Origin of the sequence: Bacillus xiamenensis (assembly GCF_000300535.1) — a bacterium.
GTDB lineage: Bacteria > Bacillota > Bacilli > Bacillales > Bacillaceae > Bacillus > Bacillus xiamenensis.
Genome location: NZ_AMSH01000018.1, coordinates 1 through 19,167, shown reverse-complemented (window position 1 = coordinate 19,167; position 19,167 = coordinate 1). Strand labels below are relative to the sequence as shown.

Genomic DNA, 19,167 nt, shown 5'->3' with positions numbered 1-19,167 from the left:
CACGCTATTCAGCGATGGTGGCAGGTTCTTTTTATCTTGGTTTTTTTATATGCCCCAGACTGATGAGAAGAGAAAGTTGTCATATTTCCACCAATCTCAAAAATGAATCGAAAATTTTGTATGTGAAAACAGAAGGGATGATGTTGAAATTGAAGACAGAACAGAGTGTGGAACAGTTGAGTTTGTATAGTAATGAATATTTTGAACGGCGATATGACATTTATAAGCAATTAAGAAATGAAGCCCCTGTGTGTTGGAATGAAGAGATGAAGTCTTGGTTCATCACAAGGCATGCTGACATGACCACAAACCTTCCAGGTGATCGGTTTATTTCTAGTCAAGTTATTCCTTTAAAGATGAATAACCTAGAAAAAGGTGAAGATCAGCACTTTAAAGATATCATTGACATCATTAAAACATGGATGGTTTATCATGACCGTCCTGACCATACAGAGCTAAGGGGGTATATGAATCGTGCGTTTTTAGTAAATGAAATTGAACTGATCACTCCTGAAATTAAAAAAATTGTTGCTACAATTATTGACCGTGTTCTTGAGAGCCACACAGAATCATTTGATTTCGTAGAAGAAATCGCACATCCTATTCCAGCGATGGTTCTTTGTAAAATGCTTGGTATTCCAGGAACAGAAGTAGATAAGTTTATCAAATGGTCTGATGATATTGCTCTTTTTATGCAAAACTTTGTTGTATCTCATGTACCTAGTAAAGAAATAAGCGAACAAGTCAGAGGAAGTGTGAAAGAGATTTATGCGTATTTATCAAATGCTATAGCTGAGAGAAGAAAAGAGAAGAAGAATGATTTGTTAAGTCGGCTTATTTCTGAGACACCGGGTGTTAATGGTGAGTTAACAGATGATCAATTAATTGCCCAGACGATGCATCTCATTTTTGGTGGGCATAAAATTCCGCAGTTTGTTCTCAGTAACTCGCTGCATTTGTTATTTAAGAATCCAGAGATCCTCAAAATGTTGAAAAAGGATATGTCATTATTACCTAAAGTTTTAGATGAAACAATGAGGTTAGAAGGCCCCATCCAATATATTGTCAGACATGCATCCTCAGATATTGAGTTGCATGGTAAGCAAATTAGGAAGAACGATTCTGTTTACTTTTTCTTGGCATCTGCTGGAAGAGATGAAAGAGTTTTCGAACATCCTGACAAAATGGATATCACAAGAAAGGGGTTTCGTCATATGGCCTTTGGCGGGGGGTATCACACATGTATCGCAGCAGCATTTGCTCGTGCGGAAATTATGGAAATATTAAAAGAAGTCATTTCACGTTGTCCTGATATACAGCCTTTATATGATCTTGAAAATCCAGAATGGACTTCTAACCCTACATTTACAGGTATTTTACACATGGAAGTAAAGGTGAAGAGGAATTAAGAGTGGGGAAAGTCTTCTTGTTTTGCACTCTTAAGAAGGGAATGATGGACATTTGCAAACATTACATCAAAAACCCGTCATCATCTTGATACATGAGATTTATGGCATAAATGATCACATGGAGACTACGATCAAACATTTTGAAAGGGCTGGTTTTGAAGTCTATTGTCCTGAGCTATTAGGTCCAATCAAACCATTTGGTCGTGATAGTGAAGGCGATGCGTATCGCTATTTTATGAAAGAAGTAGGTTTTGACCGATCAGTCGACAAAGTCCTTCATTTAGCAAGAGAATTAAAAGCGAAAGATAAGAGTGTCAGTCTTTTTGCATTAGGTTTCAGTGTGGGAGCAACAGTCGCTTGGCTATGTAGTCGATATGATGGTTTATTTACTGGAGTCATCGGGTTCTATGGTTCCAGGATAAGAGATTATATGACGATTTCGCCTAAATGTGAAACGTTGTTGTTTTTTCCGACCATTGAAAATGCTTTTAAACCTAGGGAAATTGTAAGTGTTTTGGAGAAAAAGAAAGGAGTTCATGTGATGATGGTAGAGGGAAGACATGGATTCGCCAACCCATATTCAGAGGCTTTTAAAGCTCCCTCTAAAGATCGCTGTTTTCAACACATGAGTGAGTTCATAAAAGTACAATTGAATAAAGTCAGATCGGCAGAGAGAGTATGAATGCTAACAAATGGATGTCTATGCAGTTTTTTGGATTCTTTTTCACATTTGGTATATTTGTTCCCTATTGGTCGATTTGGCTTGTTGCAGATAAGAACTTTTCACCTGATCAAGCCGGCATAATTATTGCGATTGGATTACTGACCCGAGCGATGACCACCTTTTTTCTATTTCCTTTGGCAAGTCAGTATATGGGCTTGGCTCGTTTAAATCAATGGGTGGTTTTTTTATCGGTGCTCCTCTTTGTTCTTCTTATACCGGCAAATAGCTTTTTAGCGGTCATTGTGACCACGTTCTTCATTAGTCTTCTCTATCCAATGCCTTTAGCTATGCATGAAGCGATGGCCTCTAGACTGATGAAGAAAGGAGAGATTGCTTATGGGCGCAGCAGATCCTTTGGCTCTTTTGGATACATTGTGGCATTGCTACTTATGGGGATTATGATCTCCATATTGGGAGAAAGAGTCATTATTTATGTGATGATTGGGGGGCTGCTGTTATTTGCCTTATTGGCTTCTTTACGAGCTCCTAGTACCTTGCGAGAAAAAAATGACCCAGCGGGAATGAGCATAAAAAAACTATTTCAGTCAAAGTCCTTTGTGTTTGTTCTGCTTCTTTGTGTCATCTTACAGTCTGCGCATGCTGCATATTACAGTTACGCTGTGCTTTTTTTAGGCAATTTAGGGGTACGGCCAGAATATATAGGATTTCTTTTGTTAATAGCGGTCATTGCAGAAATTGTCTTCTTTTTTATTTCGGATTCGTTGTTTAAAAAAGGTTCAGTGACCACTTTATTGATGTTTAGTGTAACAGCATCAATTGTAAGATGGATGTCGCTCTTCCTTTTCGGGAATGTTTTCATTTTCATCCTGTCTCAACTACTTCATGCCTTTACGTTTGGCCTTACTCAAGTGGCCTTTATGAAATACCTAGATAGGCATATAAAAAATCAATTTTTCCCATATGCTCACGGGCTGTACGCAGCTTTAGGATTAAGTCTTGGTAACGGTCTGTTAACCATAGTGAGCGGGTACTTATTTTCTATATCTCCTTCCTATGCATTCTTAGGAATGGCTATTATTTGTCTGCCATGTTTTCTTTTGATTTATTTGTTGAAAGTAACTTTGAAAAATCACAATGATCATAAAAAAAGTAATGAGGAGCGACAAATGCATGCGAATTAAAAAAGAGAAGGAGTTCCAAGAGGTAGATGGCCAATTAGATCAAGTGATGAAAACGGATGTGGTTCATTTTTCAAATGAGCAGTCGATACAAGTTAAAATCCATCATACAGCGTCTTCACGTAGACAGGGAATTGTTCTTTTATCAGAAAATGGTTTTATTGTAGGGGGCGACAAAGTCTCTACTTTGATATTTTGGGAGAATACAGAAAATGATGAACACATGGTTACTTGTGTTGGAGGTACTATGAATTTATTCAATATCTGGGAAGAGGAAAGAATGCCTGGTTATCATGATCGAGGGTCAGGGATGAAAGTTGAAAAAAATCAAAATGGCTTTGTTTATCATTGCTATGACAAGTACACGAAAGAAAAAGACACTTCTATGATATTCTCCATTTCCTTCTTGTCAGAGGGCTTCTGCAAAACAGATGAATAGAAAAATAAACTACAGACCAGTGTGAAAGTCTTCAACAGACGCACACTGGTTTTTATATTTAGGTATTCATGGAGCAGAAATATCACTTTCAAGGTGAGGATCTTCTTTGAGTTGTGCGAACATTACTAAAATAAAGACTTTGTGACAGTGACGTTAGAAGGAAGCATATTTATTATAAAAGATGTATAATTAGTAGGTTGTTTTGAAAATGGAATAATCACATGGAGACATGTTTTGATAACAGAACATCTTAGAAGAAGGAGGGCATCATTGTGGATGTTGGACAAAATCAGCCCGAACAATTGAAAAGGGCGATGACCTCCCGCCATTTATTTATGATTTCTCTTGGCGGTGTCATTGGGACAGGCTTTTTCCTTGGAACAGGCTATACGATTGGACAAGCAGGGCCAGTTGGAGCTGTTCTTTCCTATATTGTGGGCGGATTGATCATGTATTTAACCATGCTGTGTCTTGGAGAGCTGTCAGTCGCGCTTCCTGTGTCGGGGTCGTTTCATACGTATGCGACCAAATTTGTCAGTCCTGCCGCAGGCTTTGCTGTTGGCTGGATTTATTGGCTTGGCTGGGCAGCCACTGTGGCGCTGGAATTTTTATCAGCAGGGCAGCTGATGAGACGCTGGCTTCCACAAGTGGATGTGTGGATTTGGTGTCTCATATTTGGGCTGTGTTTGTTCTTATTAAATGCCAGGTCAGCAAAAGCGTTCGGGGAGTCGGAGTTTTTCTTTTCAACCATTAAGATTGTTGCCATCTTACTATTTATTGGCGTAGGCGGAGCGGCGATGTTTGGTTTTATTCAAACGACGAGCGGGGAACCAGCTCCTTACTTTAGTCATTTTGTGAGTGACGGTCTGTTTCCGAATGGCTTGCTGGCCGTTGTCGTCACGATGATCACGGTGAATTTTTCGTTTCAAGGGACGGAGCTGATCGGGATTGCGGCAGGAGAAAGTGAAAATCCAGAGAAAACCGTGCCTCGTTCGATTCATCAGACGGTTTGGCGCACCCTTGTCTTTTTCGTTTTATCTATTTTTGTCTTAGCGGGCATGGTGCCTTGGAAAGAAGCGAGTGTGCTGCAAAGCCCATTTGTCACTGTGTTTGAGAGAACGGGCATTCCTTATGCGGCAGATATCATGAACTTTGTCATTATCATTGCTTTATTATCTGTGGCGAACTCTGGTCTGTATGCTTCGACAAGAATGCTGTACTCCTTATCGAAGGAAGGAATGGCAGGGAAGGCGTTTAGACGAGTCAATCAGCGCGGTATCCCAATGAATGCGCTGCTGCTTACCTTTCTATTTACAGGTATTTCGCTATTATCTGGTTTTTTTGCAGAGAAAACCGTCTTTGCCTGGATTGTGTCTATCGCCGGCATGAGTGCCCAGACCGGCTGGATTACAATTACATTATCACAGCTGCTTTTCCGCAGAAGATATGTGAAAGCAGGCGGCAAGCTGGAAAACTTAAAATTTAAAACCCCTCTTTATCCGGTACTGCCGATCATTGCCATCACGCTAAACTCGATTGTGTTAATCAGCCTTGCCTTTGATGCGGAGCAGCGGATTGGGCTATATGTCGGTGTCCCGCTTATGATTATTGGGTATGTCGTCTATCACCGCTATGTGAAAAAGCATCAGGCGAAAAGTGAACCGCTCAAGCTGCAAATCCGCGGAGAAGATGAGATTCGGTTTTAAGATCAAAAAAGAAATACTAAATATGTGAGTATGAGATATTTTAAAACACCTCTGATATAAATCTGAAGGTGTTTTTTTCTTGTGATCAATTGGGAAAATTTCATATTCAATCAGTCTATTGGACTTAATAATTATTGAAATAATGGATCGAGGAAAGGGTGATCTTTAAGAATAATAGATTAAAATAACCTTAAAATTGTAAAACAACCTTGAATTTTCCATATAATAAAATTAATATTATCTTGTATTTTGGAGAACAGCAGTTAGGAGAGAATAAAGTGTTTGTCATTAGTAAAATTGAGAATAAATTAATGTCTGGCCTATATAAAATGGGATCTTATTTAAATGAGAAACATAAGAACGTTATTGAAAATAAATGGATAGTATGGGTTATTATTTTAATAGCATTACTTTCGGGTATTGCTTATGCATTTTATTGTACAAGTAAAGGCTACAGTTTCTCTGGTAAAGTTAAGTGGAATTGGCCAAAGGTTTGGGATATCGGGATAGGCTGTAACGCAAAATAAATTAGTATATATGCTGTTCTTCAAAATCGCTATTAATCAAAAATAGGAATGATAAAAATGATTACTATAAATGAATTAGAAAAAAACTATAATGGTAGCCCTGTTCTGAATAACTTAAGTATAACGTTTGATTCTAAAGGAATCGATATCATTGTTGGAGTAAATGGATCAGGAAAAACTACACTTCTAAATTGTATATGCGATATAACGTCCTTTCAAAAAGGAGATATAAAAATTAATTCAGTTAGCAGAAAGGAAAAAGAAGCAAAACTTAAAATGTTCTATATACCATCTGACTTTTATTTGCCTGAATATCTGTCTGGTAATGAATATGCTGATTTTATTTTTAGGAGATATAGGGATGTAAATAAGAAATTATTTGAGTTTATTACTGAAATGTATCATCTGACATCATTTTTAGACGAAAAAATTAGCAATTATTCTTATGGTATGAAAAAGAAATTACAAATAGGGATTGCTTTGGCTTTAGAAGTTGAATATGTATTGGCGGATGAAGTATTTAATGGACTCGATTATGAAAGCTATTTATTGACAGAGTATTTAATAAAAAAATACTCTGCACTCAGAAAATTCATCTTAATTTCACATAACATGGATTTTATTATGCGTAACGAACAGGCCAATGTTTATTTACTGAGCAAAGGCACCTTGAGCACTATTAAGAATGTTGGAGAAATTGAAGGGATCGTAATAAATAATGGAGAATTACAAAAATACTATGAAAAAATTGATGGATTCATTTCTCGTAACAAAAGTCTTGCTTAATGAGATTTGTCATAATTTGTTATCAAATAATATTTTCAAAAAAAGGCATAATAGATATCTGTTATTAGGTCTTATCTTAGCTGTTTATATCATGTATTTCTATTTAAATATGACTGAATTAAATAAAATTTTTATAAACAGGAATGAAGTTTCTAATGAACTGAGAAACTCGTTGTTCTCTAGTCTAACTAATATGATCATTATTATCACTGGTGTTATTTATTTAATTGTAACCCTATCCTTCTCTCTTACAAAAAAAATGCAATTTCTGCTAAAGATCCTTCCTTTTGAAAAAGGGAGTATATGGTTTGGTAGCGTTATTTTCAAACTATTATTAAGTTATTGGTCTTTTTTAATTGTTTTTGCAATAATGATCCCTATGTTGAGGTTATTCCACTATAGTATAGGATTAAATTTTTTAATTTTGATATATTGCCAGCTTTTATTCGTTGCAAGTATCTGTTTTTATTATTTAATTTTTTATTCTTTAAGTCGACTTGTTAGGTTAAATTTTTTTAATATAAATAATGGGTTATTAGTGTTGTTTCTTTTCCTTTATTATTTCTCTTTTCGTTTTAGAATTGACATGAAATTTCAGACATTTAATATGATTATTGATCATGTCTTAGTGGTTAAGTTCATGCTTATTTTAAGTATTTTAATTGCTCTATTTGTGCTATGTATCCATTATCTACACACAAAGATTGATAATGATATATATACTACTAATGATTTTTATATTTTAAAATTGCCTTTTAATATGAAAATGAATAAATTAAATTTAATTATACTCGGAACTATTAGGAGTAAATTAACTATAAGGCTTTTAGGTGTAGTATTTTTAGTCTTTGTATTATCCCTTTTTGATACTAAAAATATCCTCATTTCATTGACTACACTTGCATACATATATCCTATTATTTCATTTTCATCTATTAGATATTTTAATACAACTGTATCATATCGCAAAATGAATTCTTTTTTTGGGATAACTTCTTTAAAAGAATCTTTTATTACAACATTTATGAATTTAATAATCAATTTCCCACTTGTAATCACATCATTGATGTTATCAGGTGATTTCGTAAAAAGTCTCTATTATGGTGTCATTTTATTTGAAGCAGGGCTGATAATGAGTATTATATTTCCGAAAAATAAGAGTTCTTTAAATGAGTTCTCTGCTTCTGTACTATGTATTGTAATGGCTGTAGGACTTTACCTAATTTCAAATAGTGTGCTTATTTTTGTCTCTGTATATTTGTTGCTATTCTCAGTTAAATATTATTTGTTGGAAAGGAGTTATTTAGATGAGACTGCCTAGGTGGATATTTTTAGGTACAATTTTATATTTAGTTGCTTTTTTAATTGATTATATAACGACTCTTTTTTCTATTGATGAGACTGGCGTATATATGTCAAAATTAGGGCTGAAAATTGATATGACAATTAATAAAGAAGAATTGTATACGAATTTTTCATTTACATCTCAAATTTTAATTATATATATGATATATATTCTTTTTATTATTGCGCTATTTGCTATTATAAAGTCTAAAAAAACAACGAAATAAAGTATGGAAAACATGATTTTATTTATAAAAGGGTTTATCCTTTTTTATCTTATATTGATGAGTGTGCTTATAATCCATGAAGCTATTCATTTGTTGTTGATAAAAAAATTTCAAAAGAAGATATTAGGGCTGAAGCTTAATATATTTGGAGCTAGTGTTTCATACCTAAATGATAAAAAATATCTTCATATTTTTGTCATTTCAGTAGCACCTAATATTATTTTACCGATTAGTGGTGGGCTCTTATTATACTATGATATCAGTATATACTGGAATGCATTTGCATTTATTTGTATATTAAACCTTATGAATTTGTTCCCTTTTACTGCTGATGGATCCATCATATTATATTCCATAATGAAGATGCTGAAAAAATGAAGGATTATTATGAATAAATAAAATAAAAAACTGAACATGAGTACTTCATGTCCAGTTTTTTATTAATGAACACCTTTCATCGCTTTCTTAATCACCGGTGTAAACAGAAGCATGACAACACATAAAACGATGGCGATGAGGCCGATGATCCCGAAATAGACGGTTTCTGGCACTTTATCAAACAGTTTGACCACCTGTGCATTGATCGCCTGTGCCATCGCATTTGAAAGGAACCAAAGGCTCATGGTTTGCGCTGAGAAAGCAGCAGGTGCCAGTTTTGTTGTAGCTGAAAGTCCAACCGGTGATAGGCAAAGCTCTCCGATCACGACAAGGAAGAAGCTTAGAACAAGCCATATTGGGCTTACAAGTGTATTTGGACCAGACATGTATGCAGGAATGATCATGATGATGAAGGATAACCCTGCAAACAGTAGACCAAGTGAGAACTTAACCGGGGTAGACGGCTGTTTCTTACCGAGTCTGACCCATAACCAAGCAAATACTGGTGACAGCAGCACAATAAAGATCGGGTTCAAGGATTGGAACCACGAAGAGGCTAGTGTCATTCCAAGGAAATTCAGATTGGTTCGTTGGTCTGCATATGTGGCTAAAATGTTTGAGCCTTGTTCTTGAATCGCCCAGAACATGACCGCAGCTAAGAATAATGGAATATAAGCGAGTACCCTGGATTGCTCCACTGCGCTCGTTTTTTTACTAAAATACATCACAATAAAATAAACAATCGGAATGAGGACACCAAGGACACTGACAAACCAAGTGAATAGATTAATGGTGAGTGCTCCTGTTTGGATGCCAATGACAGCAAAAACAACGAGAACAATCACAATCAATGTTCCGAAAATTTTGAAGTTCTTGCGTTCAGCAGCTGTTAGTGGATTTGTCACATAAGTGCCGGCAAGCCCAAGATTCGGCTTTTTCGTGATCACAAACGTAATGAGTCCAATAAGCATACCAACGGCAGCAAGTGAGAAACCAAGATGGAAATTCACTTTTTGACCGAGTGTTCCGACAATTAATGGGGCAATAAAACCACCCATGTTGATCCCCATGTAGAAAATACTAAAACCAGAATCTCTGCGAGGGTCCGTTTTTGTATACAGGTCACCGACAATGTTTGAAACGTTCGGCTTTAGAAGACCTGTCCCAATAATAATCAGCCCCATACTAATAAAGAGTGCTGTTACTCCGCTTGGCAGTGCTAAAATCACATGACCAAGCATAATGAAAACCCCGCCATAAAAGACCGTACTAGATGAACCGAATACCCGGTCGGCGAGCCATCCGCCAATAATTCCTGACATGTAGACAAGGGCACCGTAAACAGACATGATCGAATTGGCTGTCGTCTGGTCAAAGCCAAGACCGCCTTTTGTCACCTCTGTGTACATATAATAGATGAGAAGTGCACGCATGCCATAATAAGAAAAACGCTCCCAAAATTCAGTGAAAAACAGTGTGTAAAGTCCTTTAGGGTGTCCAAAAAAACCTTTTTGTGGAACACTTTTAACAATTTTATCGTGGTCAATTGTAGACATGGCATAGATCCTTTCTTAAAAAAAGAGATATGAGAAAAATGATATTCTTGTATAGTTCTTGTGTCAATATAAAACTATTCTAAAACAGGAAAATGTTAGTTCAATAGGCGAAAAGACTCAAAAAAATTTAAAAAATTCAATCAAATAAAAATCATCGAAAAATTATTCCGAAAGAATTTATCTAAAATTTTAAGTAATGTACAAGCAAACCTTTTTCACATGCATAGGATGACGAGAGAACATGTGGGAAAAGGAGGGGTTTGGTTGGGGGAATTGAATGAATCTGATCTGAAGAAGCCCATTGTCAATGTATTAGACTTTGGCGTGATTGCAGACGGGAAAACGGACTGTACGGTGAAGCTGAACGAATGCCTAGAATGGACAAAAGCACAAGGCTACTCCCACGTCTGGCTGCCGAGTGGTACGTATGTAATAGATGCGGTGTACAGAGGAGATCCATTTTTTCCTTTTCGGAATGCCGGCATACGGGTGCCTAGCCATATTTGTATTGATATGGCATCAGATGCCGTGATCAAAGTAAAACCAAATGATTCATGGGGATATGCGGCATTTTATATAGGAAAAGTTCAGCATGTGACCATTCGAGGCGGACGGATTGAAGGAGACCGGGATACGCATGTGTACAAGTCACTCCCTTCTGAAAGAAAAACCCATGAATGGGGTTTTGGTGTGTGTATCGAAGGTGCTTCCCATGTGAATGTGCATCATGTACAGATTCAAAATTGTACGGGAGACGGCATCATTGTCAGTCCGCACGGTTTATTGACCCATATCGAATCGTACTCACCTGCTTCGTCTATTCATATTTCTGGCTGCACCATCACGGATTCAAGGCGGAACAATATATCCATTACAGGCTGTGACGGGGTCATTGTTGAGGATTGTTTAATTGAAAGAGCAGGGGTCAACGGGGTCGAGCCAAAAATGGGGATTGATATTGAAGGATATGGAGAAAATGCGACCAATCTGGAGGAACCGCTGAATATTCAAATCCGAAACAACATTGTGAGAGGCGGGGCAGCAAGCGCCATTTATAACTTCAACGGCTATGGTGTGATCATTGAAGGCAATCAAACGGACAGCAGTATCTCCTATGGCTTCGCCACTGAAACGATCATCGCAAATAATTTGATTCGTGCAGTGGGAGGGGGCGTGACAAAAGCAGGGATTACGAGCTTAGGTGTCTCGCTTGATCAAACGGAAAACAATGTCATTATTATTGGCAATATGATTGAAGGGTTTGAAAAGGGCATTGACGTAAGGGGAGACAGCGTGCACATCACAGGGAATAAAATCAGTCTTTTCGAAGATGCGGCTGTGTCCGTATATATGGCGAATCGTATTTTAATAGAAGGAAATCATATTGAGTCAGGGACAAACACACGGCTCAGAAGTGCATCGCTTCGTATTTATCAATCAGATAGCATTGTCTTTTCAAACAATACCATCTACTCTGTCATCGATGCAGCAATTGTCAGAGGAACAAATATCCTGATTCGACATAATCAATTCAAGGAATTCAGCAGAGGGATATGGGTGCAGGGTGGAGAAGCGGGGATTAACGGCAATCACTTTATTCAAGAAGGAGTATCAGAGCTTACGTCTTCTTATACGATCAGTGTCACAGGAAATGCAAAGGCTCTCATTTGGCGGAATCGCTTTAAACAGTATCAAAACTACGCCGTATACAGCAACACCACAGGACCTTTAGAAATTAAAGATAATTCCTTTGAAGAAACATCCTTATATGTGGTGATGTATATTAAAAACGGTTCACCCCAAATCGGAGATAACCGCTTTTATTTAAATCGTTCCATCGGACAGCCGACAGCGATTTTTCTGGACCAGACCGTCTCAGCACGAGTGCTGAGGAATAATATCATCAATTTCTCGCCTCAAAAAGCGATTGCCTTCCGCACCATGTCTTCCACTCATTCGGTGATTGCCCATAACGTGCTGGAGCGCAGTCAATGGATGACACACAACACAGACCGGCTCATCGGAAATATTGAAATCGACCCACCATAAACGCCCTGTGAAATCCCTTTTTTTGGAGGTTTAGAAGGCGGTTGACAATCATGTAAAAAGGGCATATAGTAATAATTATTTTTCATTTTTCACAACATTTGCCCTTTTTTTATGGATAAAACCGATTAATTCAATCAGAAAAATGTATCTTCTGATGGTTTCAGTTTGATACAGTAGGATATAGAAAGGATGAAGAACAAGTGTCACAGCCAAAATGGAAGCTCAAGCTAGGCGTATTCATCGCAGGAACTGGACATCATGTCGCCTCTTGGAGACATCCGAAAGCAGTACCAGATGCAGCCATGAATCTTGATTACTTTAAACAATTAGCGAAAAAGGCAGAGGAAGGAAAGCTGGATTTGCTCTTTTTAGCCGACAGCTTATCCATTAATCATACCTCTCATCCGAATGTATTGACAAGATTTGAACCGCTCACACTGCTTTCTTCCATTGCAGAGTCTACCTCTACAATCGGCTTAGCAGCAACAGCATCGACTACATACAGTGAGCCATTCCATATTGCGAGACAGTTTGCTTCACTCGATCATTTATCGGGCGGCAGAGCGGCATGGAATGTGGTCACATCTTCTATTGAAGAAACAGCGAAAAATTTTAGCGGAGAAGAGCATTTAGCGCATCACAAACGATATGAGCGGGCAGAGGAATTCGTAGATGTCGTTAAAGGTCTTTGGGATTCTTGGGAAGAAGGCGCACTTGTGAGAAACCAAGAAACGGGAGAATTCTTTGATCCTAGGAAGCTCCATGAGTTGCATCACAAAGGTGAGTTCTTCTCTGTTCGAGGGCCGCTCAACGTATCACGTACGCCGCAAGGGCAGCCGGTGATCATTCAAGCAGGATCTTCCGAAGATGGTCAAAAGCTCGCAGCTAAAACGGCTGAGCTCATTTTTACGGCACAAAACGATCTTGCCAAAGCGAAGGAATTTTATCAAAGCTTGAAGGGGAAAGTAGAGGCAGCTGGACGTGCTAGAGAGGATGTCAGCATCATGCCGGGCATCTTCCCAATCATTGCCGATACAGAGGAAGAAGCAAAAGCAAAGTATGAAGAATTACAAGAGCTGATTGTTCCAGAGATTGGCCTTAGTATTTTACAAAACTATTTAGGTGGAATTGATCTGACGCAGTACCCATTAGACGGGCCGCTTCCAGAGATTGATCCAAGCATGTCCAATGCGGTGAAAAGCCGTTTTGATCTTGTCATGAATATGGCGAGAAAGGACAACCTGACCATTCGCCAGCTCTACCAATCTGTTGCCGGCTCTCGCGGTCATCATATTTTCATTGGAACACCTGAACAGCTGGCAGATGTAATGGAAACATGGCTCACTGAGGAAGCAGCAGATGGCTTTAACGTCATGCCGCCATTATTGCCAGAAGGACTCGATGTATTCGTAGATCGCGTCGTTCCGATCCTTCAGGAAAGAGGCTTGTTCAAAACAGAATACACAGGACAAACCTTACGAGAAAATCTCGGATTAAAACAGCCAAAAAATCGTTACACGACATAAGGGTGAGGTGACTAACGTTGGGATACACGTTTCGTCTGGCAACTGAGGAAGATATAGAGGCGCTGCTTGAACTGACAACAAGAGCCTACGAGCCGATTCGTGAGCTCGGCATCCAGTTCCAAGCAGCACATGCAGATTTCGCTCTCGTTCAGAAAAATGTACAAAAGAACCTTTGCTATGTAATGGAAGAAAACGGAGAGCTTCTCTCCACCTTAACACTCCGTATGCCTTGGGGTGAACAGCCAGGACCGTTCGGCGTTCCACACATTTGGTGGTTTGCCTCAGAACCATCGGCGAAAAAAGGGACAGGCTCTGCTTTACTTGAGTGGGTTGAAACCGAAGTGCTGAGGGATACACTGAAGGTACCGTATGTGTCTCTCGGTACAGCTGATAAGCATCCGTGGCTTATGGATATGTATCAGCGCAAAGGCTACGTCAAAGCAGGTGAAAAGGATTTAGGCAAAGGTCATATCACCATTTATTTCAAAAAACAATTAAGATCAGATATTACACAACCATAAAAGGAAAGAAGGGTTTACGAACATGAAAAACAAAAAGTGGCTCGTTGTTTTATTTGCGGCAATGCTGGCGGTGTTAGCAGCTTGCGGCGGGGGCAAGCAGAGTGAAGGCAAAGACGATAAAGTACTGAAAGTAGGCGCTACAGGCCAAAGCTATCCATTCGCTTATAAAGAAAACGGCAAACTAGTAGGGTTTGATGTCGAAGTCACAGAAGCTATTGCGAAAAAGCTAGGCTACAAACTAGACTGGCAGCTGAGTGAATTCAGCGGACTGATGGGACAGCTGACATCTGGTAAGCTGGATACAGTATCAAACCAAGTAGCGATCACAGATGAGCGTAAACAAACGTTCAACTTTACAGATACGTATGCGTACGCAGGAACTCAAATCATCGTGAAAAAAGACAACAATGACATTAAAGGGCTTGACGACTTAAAAGGAAAAACAGTTGCGGCTGTTCTTGGCTCAAACCATGCCAAAAATCTAGAGAGCAAAGACCCAGACAAGAAAATCAAGATCAAAACATATGAAACACAAGACGGCGTATTAAATGAAGTGGCAAATGGCCGTGTAGATGCGTACGTCAACGGACGCAGTGTATTATTGGCTCAAATTGAAAAAACAGGTCTTCCACTGAAAATCGTAGGCAATCCAATTGTTTATGAAGAAGTGGGCTACCCATTTGCCAAAGATAAAAAGCATGACAAGCTAAGAGAAGAATTCAATAAAGTGATCAAAGAATTAAGAGAAGACGGGACACTTAAGAAATTGTCTGAGAAATATTTCAAAGACGATGTGACAGTGCCAATTAAAAAATAAAGACAGCGGCGGTGAACAGCAGACATGAATCACATTGATTGGCAGTATATGGTGACGGTTTTTCCGACCTTGATTCAATACTTGCCGATAACGATCTTCATGGCGATTGTCTCCATGGTATTTGCCATTATCATTGGTGTGGTATTCGCGCTCATTACAAAGAACCGGATACCTGTCCTATACCAATTTGCCAAGCTGTATATTTCTTTCTTCAGAGCGGTTCCAACTTTGGTTCAGCTCTTTCTCATTTATTTTGGTCTTCCGCAGCTATTCCCTGCGATGACCTCAATGGATGCCTTAACAGCGGTCATTATCGGATTAAGTATTAAAAACTCAGCGTACTTAGCAGAAATTTTCAGAGCGGCACTTAACTCTGTGGATGAAGGGCAGCTTGAAGCCTGCTTATCTGTCGGCATGACAAGATGGCAGTCTTACGTGCGAATTATTTTCCCGCAGGCAGTCAGAAATGCGATTCCAGCGACGGGGAATACCTTTATCGGTCTTTTAAAAGAAACATCTCTTGCCTTTACCATTGGGGTGGCAGAAATGTTTGCACAAGGGAAGATGATTGCATCAGCCAACTATAAATACTTTGAAACGTATTTAGCGGTTGGGATTGTGTATTGGGTGCTGACCATTATTTATAGCTCCCTGCAAGACCTATTTGAACGAAAAATCAGCAAACCTTACCGGAATTAAGGAGGTGTGGACATGATCAAGCTCACCAATTTGAAAAAATCATTCGGCGATCTTGTTGTGTTAGACGGAATCAATCTCGATGTACAAAAAGGGCAGGTTGTGGCCATTATCGGACCTTCTGGCTCCGGTAAATCAACATTGCTGCGCTGCTTAAATTTATTAGAGACGCCAGATGAAGGTATGATTGAAATTGGCGATGCAAAGCTGAATGCGGCCAAATATACACGCAAAGAAGCGCATCACCTGCGTCAACAAACAGCTATGGTGTTCCAAAACTATAATTTATTCAAAAATAAAACAGCTCTTCAAAACATTACAGAGTCACTGCTTGTGACGAAGAAAATGACGAAACAGCAGGCAAATGAGATCGGTATGGAGCTATTAAAGCAGGTAGGTCTAGAACAAAAAGCTGACAGCTACCCAGTCACGTTATCTGGCGGCCAGCAGCAGCGGATTGGGATTGCCCGTGCGTTAGCGGTCGATCCACATGCCATTTTGCTGGATGAACCGACGTCAGCCCTAGATCCAGAGCTCGTCTCAGGCGTGCTTCAAGTCATTAAATCCATTGCCATTCAAGAAACGACCATGATCATCGTGACACACGAAATGGCGTTTGCAAGAGAAGTGGCGGACCATGTGATTTTTATGGCTGATGGTCATATTATCGAGCAGGGGACACCAACAGAGCTATTTGATGAAACGAAGAATGAACGAACAAAACGATTTATCCAAAAAGAAGCAGCGGCTGAAGAAGCATAAGTTGCTTTTTATTCTTAAAAGGGGTGAAAATGCAGTGAAATCAATCGAAAAGAAAGACTTAAACAAACGTTTGATGAACATTCGCCGATCGCTTCATGAACATCCAGAATTGTCATTTGAAGAATATGAAACGACCAAAAAACTGCGCCGCTGGTTAGAAGAAGAAGGAATGACGGTTCTCGATATCCCTGCCCTTCAAACAGGGGTTGTCTGCGACATCAAAGGAGAACAAGAGGGGCCAACGATTGTCCTTAGAGCGGATATTGATGCACTTCCGATTAACGAAGCATCTGGCGAACCATTTTCTTCAAAGATACCCGGAAAAATGCATGCATGCGGTCACGATTTTCATACGGCTTCGATTTTTGGTGCGGCGGTCTTATTAAACGAACGTAAGCACGAAATAAAGGGAACGGTCCGCATTTTGTTCCAGCCGGCTGAGGAAGTCGCTCAAGGGGCCAAACACGTCATAGAGGCAGGCGTTTTAGATGGTGTGGATGCGATATTCGGTATGCACAATAAACCCGATCTGCCAGTCGGCACCATTGGCATCAGAGAAAAGGCGTTAATGGCGAGTGTCGATCGGTTTGAAATTGATATTCAAGGAACGGGTGGTCATGCGGGGATTCCAAATCACACGGTCGACCCGATTGCCATCAGCGGACAGATCACAAGCGCCCTTCAGCAAATTGTCAGCCGCCGCATTAGTTCTTTGCATCATGCGGTTGTCAGTATCACACGTATTCAAGGCGGCACATCATGGAATGTAATACCTGATCGTGTCGAGATGGAAGGAACCGTGCGAACGTTTGAGCCGGAAGTAAGAGCAATGATTCCAGACCTCATGAAACAAATCGTCAGTGGAATTGCCGAAGGGTTTGGAGCAAAGGCAGAAGTGAGATGGCATCCGTATTTGCCTTCTGTCATGAATGATGAACGCCTGACAAAGGTTGTAGAAGAAACGGCTGGTGCGCTTGATCTGACAGTCGTTCAGGCAGAGCAGTCACCAGGCGGGGAAGACTTTGCCCTTTACCAGGAGCGCATTCCAGGCTTTTTTGTATGGATGGGGACAAGCGGTACAGAGGAGTGGCACCACCCTGCCTTTACGTTAAATGAAGACGCACTTCCAGTCGCCGCCGCTTTCTTTGCGGAGCTTGCAGTTCGGGCATTGGAGTCACGATCATGGAACTAACCAAACAATTGGCAGAGTCTGTACTGTCTGCTCATCCACTTCAAGATCAGCGGGCGGTAGAAATGGCTCGAAATGGTCTATTAGATGCTGCGGCGGCAGCGCTTGCCGCGAAAGAGGATGAAGGAATTCAAAAGCTCATGGCACTTGTGGAACAAGAAGGCGGAGCAGCTCAAATTCCCGTCATTGGACAAGGGAAGAAGGTCAGCCGCCAAGCAGCAGCCATGCTAAACGGCTACCTGATTCACGCCCTTGATTATGATGATGTGCATTCAGATGTGAGAGGACATCCAAGTGCGGTCATCATCCCTGCCTTGCTTTCCCAGCTAACAGACGGGGAGGCATATGGTGACCGATTTTTAAGTGCCTACATCACAGGTGTTGAAGTGATGGCAAGGCTTGGGGAATCCATTGGTAAGGCGCATTATGAGCGGGGCTGGCACAATACGGGGACTCTCGGAGCCATTGCAGCAGTCTGTGCCATTGGTCATTTGAAACAAGTTTCACAGAAAGAGCTTGCGAAAGCGATCGGCTTTGCTGGTGCGCAATCAGCAGGAATGCGCAAGCAATTTGGCACTGACATGAAGCCATTACAAGCCGGCCTAGCCGCTAAAACAGCCGTATGGTCCATGGATTTAGCTTGTTCAGGTTTTGGCGGGAGTGAATCGGTTCTGGATGGAGAGCTTGGCTTCTTTTCTCTCTATGGAGATCAGAAACTAGCGGAAAGACGTTTGCTAGAGGGCTATGGTGCGGCGTGGCGTATTGTTTCGCCAGGTCTATGGTTCAAAGTGTATCCGTTCTGTTCAGCGGCGCATCATGCTGCCGATGCAATCCTATCCTTATTAAAAGAGCATACTTTCTCACTGGAGCAGGTGAAACAAGTAGATGTCATATTCCCGCCAGGCGGAGATGCAGCGCTAATTGAGAGGACACCTTTGACGGGTGAAGAAGGACGATTTAGTGTCGAATACGTCATCGCACTAGCGGTGTTTGGACAACCTTTATCACTGGATGCCTTTACGAAAAAAGCCATTTCACCAGAGATGCGGGCATGGATGAAGCGGGTAAATAGAGTGTATGATCAAACGACAGAACCCCATCCAGACGCAGTGCCAAAAGGACGCTTTACGATTGTGAAGCTCACCTTATTTGATGGCACGACCATCAGCAAACGGGTCGATATCCCGCGGGGAGCACCAGGACATGCGCTATCGACAGAAGACATTATACAAAAATTAAACAGTGTCACGGACGCATCTTATGCACGGCAGATTTTACATGTCATTGAAGAGGATAATGAAATCTTCTATTTGCATCTTTTGTCGTTGTAAGAAAGAAAAAAGGGGACTGACCCCCGTTTTTGAGACAGGGA

General features: G+C 40.1%; 18 protein-coding genes. 17 read left to right on the top strand and 1 reads right to left on the bottom strand.

What is annotated here, in order from left to right; translation table 11 throughout:
- The first annotated feature begins 140 nt into the window (after nucleotides 1-140).
- The 9 genes from BA1_RS08140 to BA1_RS19855 all read left to right on the top strand — a co-directional run bounded on the left by BA1_RS08140 (nucleotide 141) and on the right by BA1_RS19855 (nucleotide 8,679).
- The gene (locus BA1_RS08140; RefSeq protein WP_034738804.1) at nucleotides 141-1,409 is read left to right on the top strand and encodes a cytochrome P450; all 1,269 of its coding nucleotides are present in this window, start codon (nucleotides 141-143) and stop codon (nucleotides 1,407-1,409) included.
- A gap of 52 nt (nucleotides 1,410-1,461) precedes the next feature.
- Complete coding sequence (locus BA1_RS08135; protein WP_008357629.1) at nucleotides 1,462-2,091, top strand: dienelactone hydrolase family protein; 630 nt, start codon at nucleotides 1,462-1,464, stop codon at nucleotides 2,089-2,091.
- A complete protein-coding gene (locus BA1_RS08130) occupies nucleotides 2,088-3,275 on the top strand; it encodes an MFS transporter (RefSeq protein ID WP_008357628.1) in 1,188 nt (395 codons plus the stop codon). Before BA1_RS08135 ends, BA1_RS08130 begins: the two co-directional genes overlap by 4 nt.
- Nucleotides 3,265-3,711, top strand: coding sequence for a hypothetical protein (locus BA1_RS08125; RefSeq protein ID WP_008357626.1), 447 nt, complete (start codon nucleotides 3,265-3,267; stop codon nucleotides 3,709-3,711). Before BA1_RS08130 ends, BA1_RS08125 begins: the two co-directional genes overlap by 11 nt.
- A gap of 272 nt (nucleotides 3,712-3,983) precedes the next feature.
- Entirely contained in the window at nucleotides 3,984-5,417 is a 1,434-nt protein-coding gene (locus BA1_RS08120; protein ID WP_008357623.1) for an amino acid permease, read from the top strand.
- Nucleotides 5,418-5,695: 278 nt separating this feature from the next.
- Nucleotides 5,696-5,944 carry a hypothetical protein gene (locus tag BA1_RS08115; protein WP_008357622.1) on the top strand — a complete coding sequence of 83 codons (249 nt, stop codon included), beginning with the start codon at nucleotides 5,696-5,698 and terminating at the stop codon, nucleotides 5,942-5,944.
- Between the two features lie 57 nt (nucleotides 5,945-6,001).
- A complete protein-coding gene (locus tag BA1_RS08110; RefSeq protein WP_008357620.1) occupies nucleotides 6,002-6,730 on the top strand; it encodes an ATP-binding cassette domain-containing protein in 729 nt (242 codons plus the stop codon).
- Between the two features lie 640 nt (nucleotides 6,731-7,370).
- On the top strand, nucleotides 7,371-8,051 hold the full coding sequence (locus tag BA1_RS19455) for a hypothetical protein (protein WP_237739200.1): 681 nt from the start codon (nucleotides 7,371-7,373) through the stop codon (nucleotides 8,049-8,051).
- A gap of 253 nt (nucleotides 8,052-8,304) precedes the next feature.
- On the top strand, nucleotides 8,305-8,679 hold the full coding sequence (locus BA1_RS19855; protein ID WP_155887858.1) for a metalloprotease family protein: 375 nt from the start codon (nucleotides 8,305-8,307) through the stop codon (nucleotides 8,677-8,679).
- Nucleotides 8,680-8,741: 62 nt separating this feature from the next.
- Here the strand turns inward: BA1_RS19855 and BA1_RS08090 are convergent, their stop codons facing one another.
- The gene (locus tag BA1_RS08090; protein ID WP_008357611.1) at nucleotides 8,742-10,235 is read right to left on the bottom strand and encodes a peptide MFS transporter; all 1,494 of its coding nucleotides are present in this window, start codon (nucleotides 10,233-10,235) and stop codon (nucleotides 8,742-8,744) included.
- A gap of 264 nt (nucleotides 10,236-10,499) precedes the next feature.
- Between BA1_RS08090 and BA1_RS08085 the strand changes: the two genes are divergently transcribed.
- The 8 genes from BA1_RS08085 (at nucleotide 10,500) to BA1_RS08050 (ending at nucleotide 19,126) form a co-directional block, all read left to right on the top strand.
- A complete protein-coding gene (locus BA1_RS08085) occupies nucleotides 10,500-12,284 on the top strand; it encodes a right-handed parallel beta-helix repeat-containing protein (RefSeq protein WP_008357609.1) in 1,785 nt (594 codons plus the stop codon).
- Nucleotides 12,285-12,484: 200 nt separating this feature from the next.
- A complete protein-coding gene (locus BA1_RS08080) occupies nucleotides 12,485-13,810 on the top strand; it encodes an LLM class flavin-dependent oxidoreductase (protein WP_008357608.1) in 1,326 nt (441 codons plus the stop codon).
- Nucleotides 13,811-13,827: 17 nt separating this feature from the next.
- Entirely contained in the window at nucleotides 13,828-14,331 is a 504-nt protein-coding gene (locus BA1_RS08075) for a GNAT family N-acetyltransferase (protein WP_008357606.1), read from the top strand.
- Between the two features lie 22 nt (nucleotides 14,332-14,353).
- Complete coding sequence (locus BA1_RS08070) at nucleotides 14,354-15,148, top strand: amino acid ABC transporter substrate-binding protein (RefSeq protein WP_008357604.1); 795 nt, start codon at nucleotides 14,354-14,356, stop codon at nucleotides 15,146-15,148.
- A 24-nt stretch (nucleotides 15,149-15,172) separates the two neighbouring features.
- Nucleotides 15,173-15,847: an amino acid ABC transporter permease gene (locus BA1_RS08065; protein ID WP_008357602.1), complete on the top strand. Its 675-nt coding sequence runs from the start codon at nucleotides 15,173-15,175 to the stop codon at nucleotides 15,845-15,847.
- A gap of 12 nt (nucleotides 15,848-15,859) precedes the next feature.
- Nucleotides 15,860-16,606 carry an amino acid ABC transporter ATP-binding protein gene (locus BA1_RS08060; protein WP_008357600.1) on the top strand — a complete coding sequence of 249 codons (747 nt, stop codon included), beginning with the start codon at nucleotides 15,860-15,862 and terminating at the stop codon, nucleotides 16,604-16,606.
- 73 nt (nucleotides 16,607-16,679) lie between these two features.
- Nucleotides 16,680-17,798 carry an amidohydrolase gene (locus BA1_RS08055; protein ID WP_193352004.1) on the top strand — a complete coding sequence of 373 codons (1,119 nt, stop codon included), beginning with the start codon at nucleotides 16,680-16,682 and terminating at the stop codon, nucleotides 17,796-17,798.
- Entirely contained in the window at nucleotides 17,789-19,126 is a 1,338-nt protein-coding gene (locus BA1_RS08050; protein ID WP_008357596.1) for an MmgE/PrpD family protein, read from the top strand. The genes BA1_RS08055 and BA1_RS08050 overlap by 10 nt, the downstream gene beginning before the upstream one ends.
- Nucleotides 19,127-19,167 lie beyond the last annotated feature (41 nt).